The 20,171-nt window shown below is 59.3% G+C and carries 21 protein-coding genes; 8 read left to right on the top strand and 13 right to left on the bottom strand.

Annotation, left to right across the window (positions count from 1 at the left end; all coding sequences use genetic code 11):
* Nucleotides 1–99 precede the first annotated feature (99 nt).
* A complete protein-coding gene (locus tag TRM7557_RS05560; protein WP_235811404.1) occupies nt 100–1,239 on the top strand; it encodes a sterol desaturase family protein in 1,140 nt (379 codons plus the stop codon).
* An 80-nt stretch (nt 1,240–1,319) separates the two neighbouring features.
* On the opposite strand, the gene adh is transcribed toward TRM7557_RS05560, so the two are convergent.
* The 3 genes from adh to efp form a co-directional block, all read right to left on the bottom strand.
* Nucleotides 1,320–2,840, bottom strand: a complete 1,521-nt coding sequence (gene adh / locus TRM7557_RS05555) for an aldehyde dehydrogenase (RefSeq protein WP_058289227.1) — start codon at nt 2,838–2,840, stop codon at nt 1,320–1,322.
* Nucleotides 2,841–2,969: 129 nt separating this feature from the next.
* Nucleotides 2,970–3,929, bottom strand: a complete 960-nt coding sequence (locus TRM7557_RS05550) for a helix-turn-helix domain-containing protein (RefSeq protein WP_235811403.1) — start codon at nt 3,927–3,929, stop codon at nt 2,970–2,972.
* Nucleotides 3,930–4,084: 155 nt separating this feature from the next.
* On the bottom strand, nt 4,085–4,648 hold the full coding sequence (gene efp, locus TRM7557_RS05545) for an elongation factor P (RefSeq protein WP_058289226.1): 564 nt from the start codon (nt 4,646–4,648) through the stop codon (nt 4,085–4,087).
* Nucleotides 4,649–4,875: 227 nt separating this feature from the next.
* Between efp and TRM7557_RS05540 the strand changes: the two genes are divergently transcribed.
* Nucleotides 4,876–5,193: a DUF6280 family protein gene (locus tag TRM7557_RS05540; protein ID WP_058289225.1), complete on the top strand. Its 318-nt coding sequence runs from the start codon at nt 4,876–4,878 to the stop codon at nt 5,191–5,193.
* Between the two features lie 73 nt (nt 5,194–5,266).
* Here the strand turns inward: TRM7557_RS05540 and TRM7557_RS05535 are convergent, their stop codons facing one another.
* The gene (locus tag TRM7557_RS05535) at nt 5,267–5,833 is read right to left on the bottom strand and encodes a hypothetical protein (RefSeq protein WP_058289224.1); all 567 of its coding nucleotides are present in this window, start codon (nt 5,831–5,833) and stop codon (nt 5,267–5,269) included.
* Nucleotides 5,834–5,911: 78 nt separating this feature from the next.
* Between TRM7557_RS05535 and TRM7557_RS05530 the strand changes: the two genes are divergently transcribed.
* Nucleotides 5,912–7,363, top strand: coding sequence for a cobyric acid synthase (locus tag TRM7557_RS05530; RefSeq protein WP_207382626.1), 1,452 nt, complete (start codon nt 5,912–5,914; stop codon nt 7,361–7,363).
* A 39-nt stretch (nt 7,364–7,402) separates the two neighbouring features.
* On the opposite strand, the gene TRM7557_RS05525 is transcribed toward TRM7557_RS05530, so the two are convergent.
* From TRM7557_RS05525 to TRM7557_RS05510, 4 genes are all read right to left on the bottom strand, one after another.
* Entirely contained in the window at nt 7,403–8,812 is a 1,410-nt protein-coding gene (locus tag TRM7557_RS05525; RefSeq protein WP_058289222.1) for a hypothetical protein, read from the bottom strand.
* 88 nt (nt 8,813–8,900) lie between these two features.
* On the bottom strand, nt 8,901–10,322 hold the full coding sequence (locus tag TRM7557_RS05520) for a TolC family outer membrane protein (protein ID WP_058289221.1): 1,422 nt from the start codon (nt 10,320–10,322) through the stop codon (nt 8,901–8,903).
* A 217-nt stretch (nt 10,323–10,539) separates the two neighbouring features.
* Entirely contained in the window at nt 10,540–11,190 is a 651-nt protein-coding gene (locus TRM7557_RS05515) for a protein-L-isoaspartate O-methyltransferase family protein (protein ID WP_058289220.1), read from the bottom strand.
* Nucleotides 11,191–11,300: 110 nt separating this feature from the next.
* On the bottom strand, nt 11,301–11,510 hold the full coding sequence (locus TRM7557_RS05510) for a TraR/DksA family transcriptional regulator (RefSeq protein WP_235811402.1): 210 nt from the start codon (nt 11,508–11,510) through the stop codon (nt 11,301–11,303).
* Nucleotides 11,511–11,912: 402 nt separating this feature from the next.
* Between TRM7557_RS05510 and TRM7557_RS19725 the strand changes: the two genes are divergently transcribed.
* A complete protein-coding gene (locus tag TRM7557_RS19725; protein WP_074941970.1) occupies nt 11,913–12,050 on the top strand; it encodes an entericidin A/B family lipoprotein in 138 nt (45 codons plus the stop codon).
* 16 nt (nt 12,051–12,066) lie between these two features.
* On the opposite strand, the gene TRM7557_RS05500 is transcribed toward TRM7557_RS19725, so the two are convergent.
* The 3 genes from TRM7557_RS05500 to lepA form a co-directional block, all read right to left on the bottom strand.
* A complete protein-coding gene (locus TRM7557_RS05500) occupies nt 12,067–12,252 on the bottom strand; it encodes a hypothetical protein (RefSeq protein ID WP_058289217.1) in 186 nt (61 codons plus the stop codon).
* 180 nt (nt 12,253–12,432) lie between these two features.
* Entirely contained in the window at nt 12,433–13,344 is a 912-nt protein-coding gene (locus TRM7557_RS05495) for a DUF3800 domain-containing protein (RefSeq protein ID WP_058289216.1), read from the bottom strand.
* Nucleotides 13,341–15,155, bottom strand: coding sequence for a translation elongation factor 4 (lepA, locus tag TRM7557_RS05490; protein ID WP_058289215.1), 1,815 nt, complete (start codon nt 15,153–15,155; stop codon nt 13,341–13,343). Before lepA ends, TRM7557_RS05495 begins: the two co-directional genes overlap by 4 nt.
* Nucleotides 15,156–15,241: 86 nt before the next feature.
* Between lepA and TRM7557_RS19820 the strand changes: the two genes are divergently transcribed.
* The 3 genes from TRM7557_RS19820 (at nt 15,242) to TRM7557_RS05475 (ending at nt 18,403) form a co-directional block, all read left to right on the top strand.
* Nucleotides 15,242–16,750, top strand: coding sequence for a hypothetical protein (locus TRM7557_RS19820; protein WP_131727520.1), 1,509 nt, complete (start codon nt 15,242–15,244; stop codon nt 16,748–16,750).
* Between the two features lie 139 nt (nt 16,751–16,889).
* Nucleotides 16,890–17,168: a hypothetical protein gene (locus tag TRM7557_RS05480; protein WP_110590826.1), complete on the top strand. Its 279-nt coding sequence runs from the start codon at nt 16,890–16,892 to the stop codon at nt 17,166–17,168.
* Between the two features lie 269 nt (nt 17,169–17,437).
* The gene (locus tag TRM7557_RS05475) at nt 17,438–18,403 is read left to right on the top strand and encodes a LysR family transcriptional regulator (protein ID WP_058289213.1); all 966 of its coding nucleotides are present in this window, start codon (nt 17,438–17,440) and stop codon (nt 18,401–18,403) included.
* Here the strand turns inward: TRM7557_RS05475 and TRM7557_RS05470 are convergent.
* Nucleotides 18,400–18,837, bottom strand: a complete 438-nt coding sequence (locus TRM7557_RS05470) for a low molecular weight protein-tyrosine-phosphatase (RefSeq protein WP_058289212.1) — start codon at nt 18,835–18,837, stop codon at nt 18,400–18,402. The two genes, TRM7557_RS05475 and TRM7557_RS05470, sit on opposite strands and share 4 nt — an antisense overlap.
* Before the next feature lie 90 nt (nt 18,838–18,927).
* Between TRM7557_RS05470 and TRM7557_RS05465 the strand changes: the two genes are divergently transcribed.
* Complete coding sequence (locus tag TRM7557_RS05465) at nt 18,928–19,617, top strand: NAD-dependent deacylase (protein ID WP_058289211.1); 690 nt, start codon at nt 18,928–18,930, stop codon at nt 19,615–19,617.
* Between the two features lie 5 nt (nt 19,618–19,622).
* Here TRM7557_RS05465 and TRM7557_RS05460 read toward each other — a convergent pair whose 3' ends face one another.
* Complete coding sequence (locus TRM7557_RS05460) at nt 19,623–20,087, bottom strand: Lrp/AsnC family transcriptional regulator (RefSeq protein WP_058289210.1); 465 nt, start codon at nt 20,085–20,087, stop codon at nt 19,623–19,625.
* Between the last annotated feature and the right edge of the window lie 84 nt (nt 20,088–20,171).

Raw genomic sequence — 20,171 nt, 5'->3', positions numbered from 1 at the left:
TAGGCTGCACCTTGGTAAGCCCGCCACCCGAGGCGGGATTACCGGACCTTTTCACGCCGCGCCTCCCCCTTAGGTTAAGACAGATTTATGGGGGACCACATGCGTTTGATGAAATCCATTTTTTCAGAGCTGGAAAAGCCGCGCGCGGATCGCCCGCTTGGCAGCGGCTGGCTCAGCGGAGCGCTGTCTGTCTTGATCGGCTTGCTCTGTGTGGCCTCTGTCCTGGTCATGCGGTTCCCCGGCACGCTGTCCTCGCCCGATCTGGCAGAGCTTGTGGGTTCTGTTCCGATCCGCAGTCTTGTGCATGCAATGCTGGTGCTGGGCTATGGGCTGAGTTTTCTGTCCCTGCTGCTGTCGCGGCGCACCACCTTGGCGGTGACGGGGTTCTTCCTCTGTGTTGTCGCGGCGCTCTTGTACGGCCCGCCCTCTGGTGCGGCGGCGGGGGATGCGGGCATCTACTTTGGGCTCGATTTCTTTGTCCTGAAGATCCTGACCGTTGGCCTGCTGTTTTTGCCACTGGAACGCATGTTTCCCCATCGCGGCGAACAGACCGTATTGCGACAGGACTGGCGCGAGGACTTCTTTTACTTCGCGGTTTCTTCTTTGATGGTGCAGGTGCTGAACTATCTGACCTTTGCGCCAACCACAGCCGTCAATAACACCTTTGATCTGAGCCAGATCCGCCATCATATTTTCGATCTGCCGCTGGTGGTACAGGTGGTGCTGATCATGATGGCGACAGATTTCATCCAGTACTGGGTCCACTATGCCTTTCACAAAGTGCCCTTCCTGTGGCGGTTCCATTCGATCCACCATTCGGTCGAACATCTGGACTGGATCGCCGGCGCCCGCATGCATTTCTTCGAAATCGCCATCCTGCGCGGTCTGACAGCGCTGCCGATGCTGACGCTGGGGTTCAGCCCCACCGCGGTCGAGACCTATCTGGTGATTGTCTATTTCTACTCCGCCTTTATCCACTCCAATATCGGCTGGCGCTTTGGTGCGCTGGAGCGGTTTTTCGTCACGCCACGGTTCCACCACTGGCACCACGGTTCAGAACGCGAGGCGATCGATATCAATTTCGCCTCGCATTTCCCAATCTATGACTGGCTGTTTGGCACCTACCACATGCCCGACCAACGCTGGCCCGAGGCGTATGGGGTCGCAGGGGAAGACATGCCCAAGGGCTATGTGAAACAGTTCTTCCACCCGTTCCGTCCCAAACGGCCCAAAAGCTGAAATCCCCCGCCCGGGTCGCGGTCCGGGCGGGGGGCTGCCTGCCACACACACATTTGCGCAGGCAGAGCTGGAACGCTGGCTTAGAAAAAGCCCAGCTTATTGGGGTTGTAGCTGACCAGCATGTTTTTGGTCTGCTGGTAGTGGTCCAACATCATTTTGTGGGTCTCGCGCCCGATGCCGGACTGTTTGTAGCCACCAAAGGCCGCGTGCGCCGGGTATGCGTGGTAGTTGTTGACCCAGACGCGCCCTGCCTCAATCTCGCGGCCAAAGCGGTAGCAACGGTTGGCATCGCGGCTCCAGACGCCGGCGCCCAGTCCGTACATAGAGTCATTGGCGATCTGCAGTGCCTCTTCTTCGGTCTTGAAGGTCGTCACGGACACCACGGGACCAAAGATTTCCTCTTGGAAAACCCGCATCTTGTTGTGCCCCTTCAGGATCGTCGGCTGGATATAGAAACCATTGGACAGGTCCCCCTCCATTGGCGCGGCTGCGCCACCGGCCAGAACCTCGGCGCCTTCTTCGACACCGATCTGCAGATAGGACAGGATCTTATCCTGCTGCTCTTGGCTCGCCTGCGCGCCGACCATGGTCTCCATGAGGCGCGGATCGCCCTGTTTGATCGCCTTCACCCGCGCAATCGCACGCTCAATAAAGGCCTCATAGATGTCTTCCTGAATGAGCGCGCGGCTTGGGCAGGTGCAGACCTCACCTTGATTAAAGGCAAACAGCACAAAACCTTCGATCGCCTTGTCAAAGAACGCATCATCCTCGGCCATCACATCCGAGAAGAAGATATTGGGGGACTTGCCGCCCAACTCCAGCGTCACCGGGATCAGGTTTTCGGTGGCATAGCGCATGATCATCTTGCCGGTCTGGGTCGAGCCGGTGAAGGCGATCTTGGCAATGCGCGGAGATTGCGCCAGCGGTGCCCCCACTTCGGCGCCGTAGCCGTTGACGATGTTCAGCACACCTGCGGGCAGCAGGTCAGCAATGATCTCGGCCATCACCATAATCGCGGCTGGTGTCTGCTCGGCCGGTTTCAGCACCACGCAGTTGCCTGCCGCAATCGCCGGTGCCAGCTTCCACGCTGCCATCAGGATCGAGAAGTTCCAGGGGATGATCTGCCCCACCACGCCCAGCGGTTCGTGGAAGTGATAGGCGATGGTGTCGGCGTCAATCTCAGACATTGACCCTTCCTGCCCGCGCAGGACGCCCGCGAAATAGCGGAAGTGGTCAATCGACAGCGGGATGTCGGCGGCTGTGGTTTCGCGGATCGGCTTGCCATTGTCCCAGGTTTCAGCCTTAGCCAGCACGTCGAGGTTTTCCTCCAAACGGTCGGCGACCTTCAGCAGCACATTGGCGCGTTCCGCAGCAGGCAGCGCGCCCCAGGCGTCTTTGGCGGCGTGGGCGGCATCCAGCGCCAGTTCGACATCGGCCGCGCCAGAACGGGCCACTTCGCAGACCTTCGCGCCAGAAATCGGGGTGATATTGTCAAAATATTCGCCGCCGACCGGCGCCACAAATGTGCCGCCAATAAAGTTGTCGTAGCGTTCTTTGAACGGCGAGGTAAACGTCGCGTCCAGTTGGGTCATTTCATTCATAGGTGTCTCCTCCACTTGGGCGCCGGCTCCTCCAGCCATGCCCGTGGAGTGACACTGACCTGTCCCCCTGTCCGCGTCAGCCGGGGCGAAACACGCGCTGTCTCACACCTGTCTCAGGGCTGAGACACATCAGGGGTGGTTTTCGCCGATCCCCAGCCGTTTCATCCGCCGATAGAGGGTTGCGCGGCCAATTCCCAGCGCGCGCGCCGCTTGTGACACGTTGCCCCCTGCCCGGCTAAGCGCACGCACCATCGCCGCGCGTTCTGCTTTCTCGAATCCGGTGGGGCCATCTTCGGCTCCGAACAGGTCGGATGCCGGTCGGGATTTGAAATCACCCGACGGCGCGAGCCCAAAGGCCTTGCGGGCCCCGCGCGTGGCGCCAATGACAATATCATCCTTGTCCACCGCCAGCAGCTTGGTCGAAGGGCCGTCATCGCCGTCCGCCAGCAGTATGCGTGCCTTTGGGAAGGCGGCGCGAAAGGCTTCGGCTTCGATCTGGCGCGCGGTCTGTGCCACCATCGCGGCAATCAGGCGGTTGAAGTCCTCGGTCTGATCCGCACGGGCCGAGGACACATCAAGCGCCCCGACCAATTGCCCCGCCGCGCCATAGATCGGCGCATCCATGCAGCTCATGCCGACATTGCGGGCGAGGAAATGTTCGTCGCGGTGGATGATAACCTGCCGGTCTTCGGCCAGACAGGTGCCAATGCCATTGGTGCCCTCGGCGCGTTCGCTCCAATCTGTGCCCTGCCACAGGCCCCAACTGCGAAACACCTGAGCCTCCCCTTCCGTGCAGCGATGGTCCAGAACAACCCCATCTGCATTGGTCAGCAGCACGGTGCAGCCCGACTGCCCCACCAGACGAAACAGCTGATCCATCTGCGGGCGCGCAATCGACAGCAGATCCCCGGCCCGATCGCGATGATCCGCCAGTTGCCTGTCCTCCAGACGCTGCACCGCGGCGCGCTGGCCGGGATCGAGCCCGTGTTTGTCAATGGACCGCCGCCAAGAGGCCACAAGCCGCGACCGCGCGGCGCTCGACTTGGATTCGGTCGCCTCGATCACCTTTTCCACGTGGCTTCGCATCATGGCTGATGTCCTCCCCATCCTCCTGATGACCCAAAGGCATATCACGCTCGCACAAAAATGGAACCGGTCGCTTTGTCGCCCGCTTAAGAGGCGCAAAAACGCAAAACCCCCGCAAGCAGCGCTTGCGAGGGTTTGAAGATGGATGTCGAAGCGAATTAGGCGCGTTCGGCGTATTCCATGGTCTCGGTGTTGACGACGATCATTTCGTCCTGACCCACGAAGGGCGGCACCATGACCTTCACACCATTGTCCAGAATCGCAGGCTTGAAAGAGTTCGCAGCCGTCTGACCTTTGACAACTGGCTCTGTCTCAACGATCTGGCAGGTCACTTTCTGCGGCAGGGACACGTTCAGCGCCTCGGATTCGTAATATTCCACCACGGCGGTCATACCGTCCTGCAGGAACGGGCGACGTTCGCCGAGCAGTTCCGCAGAAACTTCGATCTGTTCAAAAGTTTCGGCGTCCATGAACACCAGCATGCCATCAGATTCGTAGAGGAACTGCTGATCTTTCTGCTCCAGACGTACACGTTCCACTTTGTCAGCAGAGCGGAAGCGTTCGTTCAGTTTGGAACCATTGCGCAGGTTCTTCATTTCGACCTGTGCAAATGCCCCGCCTTTACCGGGCTTTACGTGGTCGACCTTAACCGCGGCCCACAGACCACCGTTATGTTCCAAAATATTGCCGGGACGGATTTCGTTACCGTTGATCTTGGGCATGCTCATGCCTTTCGCGTGGTTGAAGTAAAGGTTGAAAACCCTATATCGAGCAGTGCTGCGGCTGGCAAGTTCACGATATGTCGTAGAATTGGGCAGGGGTGCCCACCAGATAGGCATGCATAAAATGCATAAATGATATGCAACACTGGGCTACCCGAATCGTTACAAATACGTCATAAGACCGCTCACGCCGAAAATGCAATAGCAAGAACAACAAAGGAAACGAGATGCAAGATTTCGTTGACGGCTCCGCTTTTAACAACGAACAGGGCAACCGCGCGCGCAAGCTTTTTGCAGCCGTTGTTCTGGCCGCTCTGGATGACGCCATTGCCGATGACAAAAAATACGGTAACGGCCCCGAACAAATCGCCCGTTGGGCGCGCTCTCGCGATGGCCGCGAAGTGCTGACCTGCGCGGGTATTGACCCCAGTGAACGTGTTGTCACCGGTCTGATGGAATTCGTGGGTAAAGGTATTCGTACCTCCGTTGCGCTGTCCCGCGAGGAAAGCGAACGCCGACACGCTGCGCAGGCCGAAGCGGCCTGATCGCATAAGCAGCCTTCAAAAGCTGTCTAAAGAAAAGCGCGCCCGGGGGGGCGCGCTTTTCTTTTATGAGGCCTTAGAAATAAGTGAACATCTGCCAGGCGGTCCAAAGCTCTGCCGCCATCAGACAGGCAAAGAGCCCTCTGCCCGGCCAGCGGCACAGCCGCCACAGCACGACAAACGCCGCAAAGCTGGCAACCAGCGTCACCGGGGCCACCATATGCGCATGGTGCCCACTGTCCCAATAGCTGATGGGTGAATCGAAAATCCAATCGGAGACCGGCCAGAAGTTTGGCCGCCCGTCGCCCGCATGCATCGTGAAATCCAGTCCAATATGCAGCAAAGCCGCCGCACAGAGCGCCACTGCCCAGTCCACCCGCCGCCACAACGCGAGGGCCAGCAATAGCCCCCAAAGAGGGATGGAATTGTCGATTGCAAAGATCTGCTGCCATTCAGGAGAGAAGTATTTCTCGCCAAACACCACATCCGGTGTCAGCCCCTGCACATTGAAGGCCCAGACCACCAGAAGATACAGCGACAGATCTGGCAAAAGACCGCCAAGGGTCGCTGCAAACAGGGTTTTCTTTCCGCCCTTGCGCCCAAACAGCGCGGCACTGGTCAGAAGATGGGCTGGCGTGTTCATCTGCACCTCATTTGCGTCTATGGTCGCCTGAATCGTTACCGCTCCATAAGGTAGGAGGCAATTGTGGCGCAGTCCATTATGATCCAGGGCACCGGCAGCAATGTTGGGAAATCGCTGTTGGTGGCAGGGCTTGCCCGCGCCTTTGTCCGTAGGGGCCTGACCGTTGCACCGTTCAAGCCGCAAAACATGTCCAACAATGCCGCCGTGACGCCGGAGGGCGGAGAGATTGGCCGCGCGCAGGCGCTGCAAGCCCGCGCCGCCATGCGTCTGCCGCATACGGATATGAACCCGGTGCTGCTGAAACCGGAAACTGACACGGGCGCGCAGGTGATTGTGCAAGGCAAACGACGCGGCACCCAAGGGGCCGGCAGCTTTATGCGCGACAAAACGGGGCTGTTGGAGGCCGCACTGGAAAGCTTCCACCGGCTGGCGCGCAATGTGGATCTGGTGCTGATCGAAGGTGCAGGGTCGCCTGCTGAAACCAACCTACGCAAGAATGACATCGCCAATATGGGCTTTGCGCAGGCGGCGAATGTGCCCGTCGTGCTGGTTGGTGATATTCACCGGGGCGGCGTGATTGCGCAGGTTGTCGGCACCCATGCGGTGCTGGACGCGGCGGATCTGGCCAAGGTCAAGGGCTTTACCATCAATCGGTTTCGCGGCGATGTCAGCCTGTTTGACGCGGGCCGCGACGATATTGCCGCGCGCACCGGCTGGCCCTGTCTGGGAGTTGTGCCGTGGTTTTGGGACGCATGGAAACTGCCTGCTGAGGACATGATGGACATTGCCTCCCACAAAGGTGGGGCCTGCAAGATCGTGGTGCCGCAGCTGGAGCGGATGGCAAATTTCGACGACCTGGACCCGCTGGCCAATGAACCGGATGTCACGATCGAGATTGTCCCCCCCGGACGCGCCCTGCCCGGCGATGCGGATCTGATCCTGATTCCGGGGTCGAAATCCACCATTGGCGATCTGAATTACCTGCGCGCGCAGGGCTGGGATATTGATATTCTCGCTCATCATCGACGCGGGGGCCATGTGGTGGGCCTGTGCGGGGGCTATCAGATGCTCGGCAAAACCATTGATGATCCCGACGGCGTTGATGGCCGCCCCGGCAAGGTCGCGGGCCTTGGCCTGCTGGATGTGCATACCGTCATGGCAGGCGAAAAGCGGGTCACGCAATCGCGCGCGCGCACCATGGACAGTGACCTCGGCGTTGAGGGTTACGAGATCCACATGGGGCGCACCACGGGGCCGGACTGTGACCGCCCCTGGATGAAGCTGGAGGGCCGCCCCGAAGGCGCGATTGGCCGCTGTGGCCGGGTGCGCGGGTCTTATCTACATGGGATGTTTGGATCAGACGCGTTTCGCGCGGCCTTCCTGCGCTCTTTGGGCGCGGAAAGCCAGACAGAGTATGACGAAACAGTTGAGAGCACATTGGATGCGCTTGCAGCCCATCTGGAAGATCATCTGGATCTGGACCTGCTGCTGTCGCTGGCGGCGCCGGTTGGCGAAACAGAAAAGGCCTGACCAACTGGTCAGGCCTCATTTTACTGTCTGTTCAGACGCTTAGAACAATTCTTGTGTATTCAGAGCGCGTTGAATTTCCCGGCGCACCAGCTTGCGCACATTGCGGGTGATCCGTTCCCCAAGCGCGCCCTGCAGTTCTTGGCGCACGGTTTCGGCCACCAGTTCGCGCAGCGCGCCTTCGTCCAGAAAGGCCTCATCAACCGGCAACTGCGGCTTAGAGGCGGTTGTCGGCAACGCATTTTGCACAGCTGTTTCTACCGCGTCATTCAACTGCTCCCGTACCTGCCCCTGTACGGCGGCTACGGTGGCCTCGGACAACAAGCTGGCTGCGGTGTCAGGCGTGTCTGCAACAGCACCGGAGGTCGGCGCCGGCTCTTGCGCCACTGTGGCTTCCAGCGCGGGCTCTTCCACCACGGGCTCTTCCAGAGCTGACGCTTCGGGCACTGTGGCCTCAGCGGCCTCAACCTCAGCAGTGTCTTGCCAGTCCGTTTCCTCGGGGGATTTGGTCGGCAAAGCGCCGGTGTCGTCTTCGTTCTGAGGGTCCGTCCAATGCGCCCCACCCGGAACCTTTTCGCCCGCCTCATGCGCGTTCACAATTTCAGAGATACACCGCACAACAGCGGCCACCCGCGCACTGGGCGCTGGACGTTCCGCGGATGCGCTTTCTGACGCTTCGGCTGCGGCGGCCTTGCCCTTGGCGGCGGCGTACAGGGTGGCGGATGGATCACGCCACGGGGCGTCATCTTCTGCCTTCTCTGCTGCCGGCTCAGCCGTAGCCCCTACAGGCGCGGCGTCATGTAGCGAAGCGACGCCGTTTACATGGGCTACAGGAGCCGCCTCTGGCGTCTCAGCCGGTTCTATCACCGGTGCCACTGCCGCGCTTTCAGAAACGGCTTCTGCCGCGGCCTCACTGTCTTTGGCGACGTCTTTGGCGACATCTTTTTCGACGGGCTGCTGCACAGAAACCGGTGCTTCGGGCAGATCGTCAAAGACCGGCGGTGCGCTTTTGGGTTCTTCTTCAACAACTTCAGACAGAACCAGCGGTTTTGCGGTGCCATTTGTGCCGTCGACCGAAGGCGCAGGCTGTTCGACTGCTTCCTGCTCCGTCCCAAGGGTTTCGCGCGTTTGGGGCGCAGGATTTATGTCAGATGCGGTCTGAAGGATTTCCGGCGGCTCCGGTTGCGGGTCGCGCAGGAAGTCTGCTTTCAGATCCTCCACCGGCGAGGGTGACACCTCTGTCACCTCCGCATTGGCATCATTGGCTGGGGCCTCCACCTGCGGCATCACCCGCAGGGCTGGCGTAAGCACCAAACGCCCGTTGCTGCGCGCAGCCGGGCGTTGTGCTGTCCCACCGATTTCGGATCGGCTTGCCTCGGCGTTGGTGCTGACCAAGCGCCGGATGGATGTCAGGACATCTTCGATTTCAGCATGTGTGACGGGTTCGGACATATTTCTTTGCCTTGCTCACCTCTTGAGGATGAGCTTAGCCATCTTGCCCCCGTCACACAACAGGTCTGAGCACTGAGACCGTGAATTCTCAGTTCTTCTTCAACGCTTTGAGCACACGGTCCAAATCTTGCCCCCGTTTGGTGACAAAGGCCGGCGCGGATTTCACAGCGTTGTAGTACAGCTCCGGATCGTATTGTTCGACGCCGAGACGCAGGTTATCCGCGGTCAAAAGACCCTGCGCCTGCAGCAGCTGGTAAGCCGCAATCGACTGGTTGGCGCGCGCCTGAAGACGGGCAGTTTGCGCATCCAGCAAATCCTGTTCCGCTTCCAGAACGTCCAATGTGGTGCGTGACCCCAGAGTGGCTTCCTCGCGGATCCCGTCAAAGGCCACCTGCGCCGCGCGCACCTGTTCGTTCGAGGCAATCAGACTGGCTTCGGCCGCTTCGAGCGAAGCAAAAGCGCTGACCACTTCCTGCACGATACCGCGCTGGATGGTGATCAGGTTGCCCTTGGCAGCGTCCAGCTGTGCCACACCGGCGCGACGGGTCGCGGCCAGACGGCCACCGGAATAAATCTGCTGCGAAAGTTCCAGACCAACCGAAGCCGAACGACCCGTGTCGCTGGTGTCTTTGGCCTCCGTGTGACTGCCTCTGACGTTCAGGTTCAGAGACGGCCCCATGGCGCGCAGGGCGCCTGTGGCATCCAGTTCGCGTGCTTTGACAGTGTGCTGCTGGGCCTTAAGGCTCGGGTGGGTGCGCAGCGCATTGGCACGGGCATTTGCGACCGATCCGGGACGACCGGGAAGCGGCGGGTAGACAGAGATCGCGCCTGGCATACGGCCAACCACCTGTTCATAGACGGCTTTGGCGGTTTGCAGATCGCCTTCAGCATTGATCAGGTTAGAGCGCGCCTGCGCCACACGGCTTTCCGCCAGCGCGACGTCTGTGCGGGTCACTTCGCCGACCTCGAAACGGTCGTTGGCGGCGCGCTGTTCTTCCTGCAGAAGACGCAGGTTGTTGCGGCGCAGGGCCACGATGTCTTGCTGCGACAGCACACCCACATAGGCCTGCACCGCCGAGAACAGCACCGCCTGTTCCACATCAACCAGCGACTGGCGTGTTGCCAAAACGGTTTCCTGCGCGGCGGCCTTGCTGAGCTGAGAGACGCCATTGTCAAACAGCAGCCAGCTGAGAGTCAGAGATACGCTTGCATCGGTGCTGCCACGCCCCGAAGAAGCGCCAACGCCAGACGTGACGGAACGGCTGTAGTCGCGGCCAATATCAAGCGCGGCCTGAACGATCGGACGCAGGCGTGACACCGCGATTGCCACTTGTTCATCTGCTGCACGCAGCAGCGCGCGGTTCTGCTCCAGCAGGCCGCTTGAGTTATACGCACCGATCATCGCATCGGTGACATTGTCCGCTTTTGCCGGGGCTGCCCCCAACGCAAAGGCCAGAACCCCGGCCGTCAAGATGGTCTTGGTTCCCGAAAACTTGAAAAAATTGCTCATGATGTCGCCTCGGTGTCTGGTCTTTCATGCGCGGGTTTTAATGTCCCGCAGATCCGTATCCATCCCATTTATGCTGTAAGCCTAACACATTATTGGACACAAGCTCAAAAAAATAACCCGCTGCGGTCTGTGCTCCGCAGCGGGCTGTGATGTTTCCGTCTCAATCAAGTCATCCGGGCAAGACATCCGGGCAAAGCGCCGCTGATGCCCAAAACGGTCACAAGGCGAATTCAGTGGCCTTGGCAAAGCCCGGCAGAACCGGTGCGCCCGCGTTGAACGCAAAACGCCAGGAGATCGCGCCGCCGGTTTTGTAACCGATTTTCACCTCGCCCAGGGCGCCCGTGACAAACAGCGCAGCGATCCGGCCGCCCTCTTTCAATTGATCGGTGATGGACGCAGGCAGGTCTTCGACGCCACCTTCGACAATGATCACGTCGTAGGGGCCATGTTCCTGCGCCCCCTCGGTCAGATCACCCAGATGCACCACCGCATTGTCAGAGCCCGCCTCGATCAGCGCCTCTTGCGCGTCGCCGCCCAGCTCTTCGGTTTCGACGCCAATGACCATCTGCGCCATACGCGCGATCACGGCGGTGGAATACCCAAGGCCACAGCCCAGATCGAGCACAAGCTCGTCGTTCTGCAGGTCCAGCGCATCCAGCATTTTGGCCAGTGTACGGGCCTCGAACAGCTCGCGCCCCTCGCCCAGAACAAGGTTCTGGTCTGCATATGCGGCCTCAACCTGCCCATCCGGCACGAAGTTTTCGCGCGGGACGGCCAGCATGGCCTCAATAATCGGGTATTTGGTCACATCGGCGGGTCGCACCTGAGTGTCCACCATCATGCGACGGCGAAGGGCAAAATCAGTCATCTGCTAAACTCGTAGGTTTCTGCATTTACAGGGCGTTGTGCCATATCCGGCGCGGCACGGCAACGGGCGGATATGCGCAACTGTCGCTATGACGCGGTTTAGACACGGCGTTAGGCGTTGCAGGAGGGGCAAAACGGGTTCTCCGGCTGCGCGCGCAATTGTGCCTCTGGAATATCAGCACCGCAAATCCGGCAATAGCCATATTCCCCCTCATTCAGCCGATGCAGGGCCTTGGTCAGCGCCGTCGCCTCTGCGCCTTTGGGGGCAATCATGGCCAGCCGCGTTTCAAGCAATTCTTTTTGAACAGAAAAATCCAACATATCCACACTCATACTTAGATTGTCTCTACACCAGGTCGCGACCCACGCGTCGCAAACCCTGCCTTCTTTTCCCGCATCAAGTTAACAGGGCTTTGACAATCGCCCATTTTCACTGATCTCTTACGACCCTGTTCAGAAAGTCCGATTTTCTGAACAATCCCGTGGAGGTTGTAAGCGAAACTACCGCAGGGCGGGCAGAAAATAATCCGCAAAAACGCATAGCGTTTGGGGACAAAAGCGCGTGCCCCCTGCCCCGACATCTTCGCCAAAGCCGCCAGTATGGTCTGCGCAGACCGCCCGCCACCTTTGGCCTCATCTGGGCGGCATGGGGGCTGCCTTGCAATCACGCGACCAATCAGAGAGGCTGGGCCGCACGCCACCTCAATCCGGAGCCCCGCCGCCATGATCCGCACCGCCCTTTTGCTGACCTGCGTCCTGACCCTTGCCGCCTGCGAAACCGCCAAAGGGGCCGGGCGCGACATCGAAAAAGCCGGGCAGGCCATCGGCAACGCAGCCTCAAACGTGCAAAAAGCGCTCTGACCGTCAGCCGCAGGCCCTAGCCCCGAGCATAGAGCCTGCGCGCCACGATCGCGCTGAGCGGCACCGCCAGAATAAACCCCGTTCCCGCCGACAGCAGCAGCATCGCCACGCTGTCGTGGCCCGAGACAAGTGCAGCCACCACCGCACTGCCCGACAGGGTCGCGCCAATAAACAGATGCAGGATCAGGGCAAGGCGGATCATCGAGGGGGCCTCCGTTCGATTTTATGGATGCGCAGAGGATGCGGCCCTGCGGCCCCGTTGTCTTTGATCTGGGTCAGAGGGCCCTTCCCCACAGAACAATGAGGGCAGCGCCCGAGCCTGGGTGGGTGCATAGCGCCCTCCCGGGGGGAGGGTCGGGCGCTGCCCAGTCTGACGACCGGGTCAATCGACCTGCTGCGGCAATTTCGGACTGACACCCGCTACATGCCATCCATCCAAAAACTCTTTACTGCTCGGATCAAACTTAATCGACGAACGTTTGAAAACCTTCAGGCCAAACTCGCCAACTGCGCAAGAGACCTCATCTTTGAAGAAACGGCACTTTAGCTCCCTCAAATAACGTTGTTCTGGCACGCCAAAATTCGCTTTAGAGGGTGTAATCGCGGCGGAAACTGCAAACGCAACTAGATCAGCGTATTCCAGTAGTTCCTCATCTTTCTTTGATACAGCGCGGATCCTAGACGGCAATATAGGCCCTAAGAAATAGCCCAGACGAGCATCATTCGGATTACTTTTCACCACAGCTATGTAGTTTCGCAGTCTGCTATAGTCGTGACCATCTCGTTTTTCGAAAACGACATCAAGTTGCTCTGGTCGGACGTCATTTTCAAGCATCCAATGACCAACACGTTCTAGAAAATAGCTCACACACTTATTGTAGTACTTTTGGTCCTGACCTTTACCCTTAATCCTACCTTTGTAGCTGCCAAGAGTCTCCTTACGGGACACAAAGGCAAAGAGCAGAACCCCCGCTTTTTCAGCAACTTCTCTGGCATATTTTGCCGTTTGAAAATGGCTCAATCTATTGCAATGCAGAGACTGCTTACCCAGAGAACTTCGCACGCTCGCCAAGAGTTCGCGCAATTCTTCGACACGCGAGTCTGGCACAAGAACACCTCCGAAAACCAGAAACGGTGAAGCGCCTTTACTGTTTATATCACTTCTAACCTTATCCAGACCGGCATCCCCGGTCTCATCAACGAAGAAAGTATAATTCATAAACCCCAACCTAAAAAAAATGGGTGGAGCCAAAGCTCCACCCATTACTTTCGCAGCCAGTTGGGGATTGATCAATCGTCCATCTTCAGCGCTGAAATAAACGCCTCTTGCGGGATATCTACCTTACCGAACTGGCGCATCTTCTTCTTACCCGCTTTCTGCTTGTCCAAAAGCTTCCGCTTTCGGGTCGCGTCGCCGCCGTAACATTTCGCGGTCACGTCCTTGCGCATCGCAGACAGGGTCTCACGCGCGATGACCTTGCCGCCGATGGCCGCCTGAATCGGGATCTTGAACATGTGGCGCGGGATCAGGTCCTTCAGCTTTTCACACATGGCGCGGCCGCGGGTCTCCGCCCGGTCGCGGTGGACCATGGTCGACAGCGCATCCACGGGTTCGTCGTTCACCAGAACCGACATCTTGACCAGATTGTCCTCGCGGTAGCCGGTCATCTGATAGTCAAAGGAGGCATAGCCCTTGGTCACCGATTTCAGACGGTCGTAGAAGTCAAACACCACCTCATTGAGCGGCAGGTCATAGACCGCCATGGCGCGGGTGCCCGCATAGGTCAGGTCTTCCTGAATGCCGCGGCGGTCCTGGCACAGCTTCAGCACGTCGCCCAGATATTCATCCGGCACCATGATGGTGGCCTTGATGCGGGGTTCTTCCAGGTGGTCGACCTTGGACAGATCCGGCATGTCGGCGGGGTTGTGCAGCTCGATCATCTCGCCGGGCTCATTGTCCTTGCCCTTCATATAGACGTGATAGATCACGCTGGGGGCGGTGGTGATAAGCTCGATATTGTATTCGCGTTCGATCCGGTCGCGGATCACCTCGAGGTGCAACAGCCCAAGGAAACCGCAGCGGAAGCCAAAGCCCAGCGCGGCCGAGGTTTCCATCTCGAAGCTGAAGGAGGCGTCGTTCAGCGCCAGCTTGTCGATCGCATCGCGCAGGTCTTCAAACTGTGAGCTGTCCACCGGGAACAGGCCACAGAAGACCACGGGCTGCGCGGGCTTAAAGCCGTCGAGCGCAATTTCGGTGCCGTTGCGATCATTGGTGATGGTGTCGCCGACGCGGGTGTCGCGCACCTGTTTGATCGAGGCGGTCAGGAAGCCGATCTCGCCGGGGCCCAAGCTGTCGATCATCTGCATTTCCGGGCGGAACACGCCAACGCGGTCCACATGGTGCAGGGTGTCGTTGGACATGAACTTGACGCGCATGCCCTTCTTGAGCGTACCGTCCATGATCCGCACCAGAACGATCACGCCAAGGTAGGCGTCATACCACGAATCCACCAGCATGGCCTTCAGCGGCGCATCTACATTGCCTTCGGGCGCGGGCAGCTTGGTGACAATCGCCTCGAGCGTCTCGCGGATACCCTGCCCCGTCTTGGCCGACACCTGAATGGCCTCGGTCGCGTCAATGCCGATCACATCTTCGATCTGTTCGGCCACGCGGTCACAATCGGAGGCGGGCAGGTCGATCTTGTTCAGAACCGGCACGATCTCGTGGTCGGCTTCAATCGCCTGATAGACATTGGCAAGCGTCTGCGCCTCCACCCCTTGGGTCGAGTCCACCACCAGAAGCGAGCCCTCCACAGCGCGCATGGAGCGGGACACCTCATAGGCAAAGTCGACGTGACCGGGGGTGTCGATCAGGTTCAACACGTAGTCTTCGCCATCCTCGGCCTTGTAGTCGATGCGGACGGTGTTGGCCTTGATGGTAATGCCGCGTTCGCGTTCGATGTCCATGCTGTCGAGCAGCTGTTCTTTCATCTCGCGATCTTCAACGGTGCCCGTCTCCTGGATGAGGCGGTCAGCGAGTGTGGATTTCCCGTGGTCGATGTGGGCCACGATGGAGAAATTGCGGATCTTGGAGAGCTCTGTCATGGTCACGGCATATGGTTTGGATTTTGAGTTTGGTCAAGCGGGCGCGTATGGTCGCAAGCATATATTTTAGCCGCAGGATGCTCAATTTGAACAATTCGGTCGAGATTACTTCGCAGGATCAATTCAAAGACTGGCTGGAACAGCAACCAGCGGAGATTTGTCAGGCTATCGCCTGCCGAGCGTCGCTGCGGTCTTTGCCAGAACTTATGAGGCTTACGGATCACAATCCTATCTTCCGTGCGGATACAACGATGATTTTAGCGTCTCTCCGCGCGACACTCCTGTCAGGGGTTTCGAGTATGCGCCCCCCACCTGACAGGAGTGAACTTGGCTCCGCCTTCTCAGCCGCCACGTCTGCCGCCCGTTCTGCTCACTCCGAAGCCTTCTCCAGCACCTCCTCAGTCGCCGACAGTGGCGCTGATCACGCCGCAGCAGCCACCTATTCCTCCGCATTCTCAGCCACCCGCTCCGCGGCTCACTCTGTCTCCCACTCCGCTGCCGCCCCTGCACTCGCTGCCGACTCCGCCCTCTCTGCGGCCTATGCCGACACTACACTGCAGATCCCCAACATGTTCCATGCCCAACTTTGGCCGAACCCAACGGAAATCGGCCACTTGCTGAGGTATTTGGAAGAATTTCGCATCCACGCATCGAAACACGCCGAGTGGGCTTTCTGGGCCGAGTGGTATCAAGGCTTCGTTGACGGCAAACCGCTCGACTGGGAGCTTCAACGGCGCGTGGCGGTGATTGACGACGCGATCTGGGAACAAGGCCCCGAAGCCGTCGCTGCCGCCATCGACAAAGTCAAAGCCGAGATGCTCTCTGAAAAGCTGCCGATGGCAGAAATCATTGAGGTCAACCCAGACACCGGCAAATTCCGCGCTGTGCCGATTCCAATCCAAAACCAGCCCCATATGTCCGCCCTGCTCAATCAGGTCGAAGACGCATTGGAGGATTGTCTGGGCGGCCACAATGGGTTGCGGGAAACGGCGGGCGATGTGAGGAAACTCAACCGGGCGCTCGGCAAATACCGTGAGGACCCGCAGAATGCAGAACTCACCCTCTCCACGGTCGCCGGTAGCCTGCGACGGCAGATCCACGAAAGCCGGGAGCTGCCGGACAATGAGGATAACCTCGCCCTTCTCTCCACGGTCGAAGATGCCGTACGCGGTATTCGCGCCGAACACCCCGATGTCGAAGAGAACCGCCTCAAGCGGGCATCTCTTGCGGTCCAAGAACTCCCCGAAGAGGATAAAGCCCTTCTGCGCGATGCCCTTCCTGTTCTGGAAGAACTCAGCGATGACCCATTGGGCGAAGACTTCAGCGAAGACTTCGAGGAAATGTTGTCGCCCCGTTTGCACAACGACGCGGTGGGCCCGGTGCCTGACCTGCCCGAATGTGCAAAACCGCTAATGGGCGAATATCGGGCCTTCAGCCGCATCTCTAAATTCGCACTACTGATGGAGAAAGGCGCGAAGATTTTCGACAGCAAAGAGATCAAGTCCGCCCGTTTGGCCCATCTAGGTTACACTGTGACGCAACTGTTCACACAACTGGTCCAAATCGGCTGGCGCCTGTTCGAGGTTCTCCTCTAAGCCGCCCCACTCCCCCATTGCAGAAACTTTCAAATCCCTTAAAACTTTGCCCCAAGCAGAAAGCAAAAAAGCAAAAGCAAGGGGCAATCGGGTCATGGCGGGATTTTCAAAAGCAGTGCGCGTGGCGGCCATCGCCGCAATGATGGCGCTCCCGGTGGCCGAAGCGGCCTCTGCCGCGGGGGCGATTGAACGCGCCTGTCGCCAGTCCGACCGCAACGCCGCCAGCCCCCGCCTGTGCCGCTGTATTCAGTCGGTCGCCAACCAGCGCCTCAATCGCAGCGAACGCCGACTTGTGTCCAAGTGGTTCCTGGACCCGCAGGAAGCGCAGAACGTCAGCCGGTCGGACCGGCGCAGCGATGAGCGCCTGTGGCAGCGGTACAAGACCTTCGGCGCGGCGGCGGCGCAGTCTTGCGGTTGAGACAGACCTGCACCAGAATCGAAGCATCGGGCGCAAAATGCGACATCCCGACGCTAAGCCCGCTTAAGTTAAATTAAAAATATCACAATAAATGTAAAACAAACCTTATTAGATCTTTTCAAAAACCGAAAAAATTCCTAAAAAAACCAAGTTTTTATCCTCCCCCAGCGTGCTGCACGCACCAGATGCCGTTGTTTGTCCTCTTTTGACACCCAGCGGCAGTGCACTGCGCGGAAGCGGGGACATAGTGATTATATTGGAGACACAATATGCTGATGAAAGGGGTCACCCTCCGCGGCCTTGAAGTATTCGAAGCTCTTGCAAAATCCGGTTCCGTGGCCCAGGCCGCAGATTTCACCGGCCTGAGCCAGCCCGCGGTCAGCCAGCAGCTGCGCAACCTTGAAAAAGCCCTTGGGTCCGAACTGGTCGATCACGGCCGTCGCCCCATGGTTTTGACGCCGGCGGGGCGGAATTTCCTGACCCGCACGCAGGCGGTTTTGAGCGAGCTGCGTCTTGCCCAAAGCGAATTGACAGTGATGGATCTGTCGCATCTGCCGTCGTTGTCGATCGGCCTGATCGACGACTTCGACAATGACTTGACACCGCGTCTGGCCACGATTTTGGCCGACAGCCTGACCCAGTGCCGTTTCAAAATGACCACAGCATCGAGCCATGACATTGTGCGCGCGGTTGAGGCCAAAGAGCTGCACATGGGCATTGCGGCCACCTCGGGCGAACTGCACGAAGGCCTGACGGAATACCCGCTGGTCGAGGATCCCTTTATCCTTGTTGCCCCGCGCGGTGTGGTCAAAGACCCGGAATCCGTGACCTCAGAGCTCGCCCATCTGCCGCTGTTGCGCTATGGGCGCGAGCAGCTGATCTCGCAGCAGATCGAAGCACAGCTGACCCGTCACGGGCTGGAGTTTGAAGACCGCTTTGAGATCGGCTCGCATCTGGCGCTGATGGCCATGGTTGGCCGTCGCATTGGCTGGGCGATCACCACGCCGCTGGGATATATGCGCGCCGCCCGTTTCCACGATGAAATCGACGCGTTCTCGGTGCCGTTTGGCAATTTCTCGCGCCGGATCTCGTTGTTTGCAGCCGCGGATTGGCCAAACACCGTGCCGCTGGATGTCTCTGTCACCATGCGCCGTCTGGTCCAGAGCCAGATGATCGACCCGGCGGTGAACAAACTGCCATGGCTGGCGGGCCTGCTTCGGCTGCAGGACGCCTAAAGCGCGCGCTTAAGACCGGCGGCTGCCTCTTCCAACAGGTCGAGGCAGCCGTCGAAATCCCTTGTGTAGTAGGGATCGGGCACCTCGGACACCCCTGCTTGCCCCGCGTATTCCGCGAACAGCTTGACCTCGGTCGTGTTGCCCGACGGGCGCAGCGCTTCGACATTGGCGCGGTTGTCGTGATCCATCACCAAAATCAGATCAAAGCGGTCAAAATCTCCCCGCGTAAACTGCCGCGCGCGCAGATCAGACAGATCCGTACCCCGTGCAGCGGCTGCGGCCTGCATCGGACCATAGGGCGGCTCTCCCACATGCCAGGCGCCCGTGCCGCAGCTGTCGGTTTCAACCTCGGGGCACAGATCGCGCACCAACCCTTCGGCAGCGGGAGAACGGCAAATATTGCCAAGGCACACAAAGAGCAGCTTCTGGGTCATGGCGGATCCTTTCTGGGTCTGCCCCAAGTTCTAATGGACAGGAGGCCGCGTGCAACTGCATCCTGCACATAGCCACCGACAGGAGCCCACATGAGCAAAATCGTTATTCTGACCGGCGCAGGTATTTCCGCCGAAAGCGGGCTCGGTACGTTTCGCGACGAAGGCGGGCTCTGGGCGCAGCACCGGATCGAGGATGTGGCCACCCCCGAAGGTTTTGCCCGTGACCCGGATCTGGTCCATGACTTCTACAATGCCCGCCGCCAGCAGGCCGCCACAGCCCAGCCCAACGCAGCCCACATTGCGCTGGCCCGGCTAGAGCGGGACTACGCGGGCGACGTGGTGATTGTCACGCAAAACGTGGACTCCCTGCACGAGGCCGCAGGCAGCACGGCCGTTCTGCATATGCATGGGCGGCTGAACAGTGCGCTGTGTTATGGGTGCGGTCACCGCTGGGACGCGCCGCCCGAGATGGGGCTCGGCACGCCCTGCCCAGCTTGCGGCGCGGCCAAGACCCGCCCGGACGTGGTCTGGTTCGGCGAGATCCCCTATTTCATGGAGGAGATCGCCCATCATCTGGCCGCTGCCACTGTCTTTGCCTCCATTGGCACCTCTGGGCAGGTTTATCCAGCCGCAAACTTTGTGCAAGAAGCCCGCGCCTTTGGGGCCGCAACCGTCGAACTGAACCTCGAACCCTCCGAGATCAGCCGCGCCTTTGACACCCGTCGCTTTGGTCCCGCCACCGAAGTGGTGCCGGATTGGGTCCATAGCCTACTGGCCTGACCCCTTCAGGTGATTTCGTCCACCACCGACTGCATCGACACATGGGTCGAGGTATTGGCCACATGCGGCAGGCTGGAAATCGACTCCCCCAGCACCCGGCGGTAGTTCTGGATGTCTGCGGTGCGGATCTTCAGCAAATAGTCAAACGACCCGGCAATCATGTGGCACTGCTCGATCTCGGGAATCTGCGCCACGGCCTCATTAAACGCATTCAGCGCCGCCTCGCGGGTGTCGGACATGGTAACCTCGACAAAACAGACATGCTCCAGACACATCTTGGCGGGGTTCAGCTTGGCCTTGAAACCTTGGATGAAATCGTCGTCGATCAACCGCTTAAGACGGATCTGGCAGGGGGTTTTTGACAGCCCCACATGTTTGGCCAGCTCTGTCACCGTGATCCGACCGTTGTGGCTCAGCACATCAAGGATAGATTTGTCGATCTGGTCCAGATCACCATATATTTCCGCCATTCCGCACCTTTGACCCATTTTTTCCGCAAACATCGTATCAAACGCCCGCAGTTCTGACAACAACAGCCGAAACGACTATTAACA

This window comes from Tritonibacter multivorans (assembly GCF_001458415.1).
GTDB lineage: Bacteria > Pseudomonadota > Alphaproteobacteria > Rhodobacterales > Rhodobacteraceae > Epibacterium > Epibacterium multivorans.
This window is presented reverse-complemented; position numbering and strand designations above follow the sequence as displayed.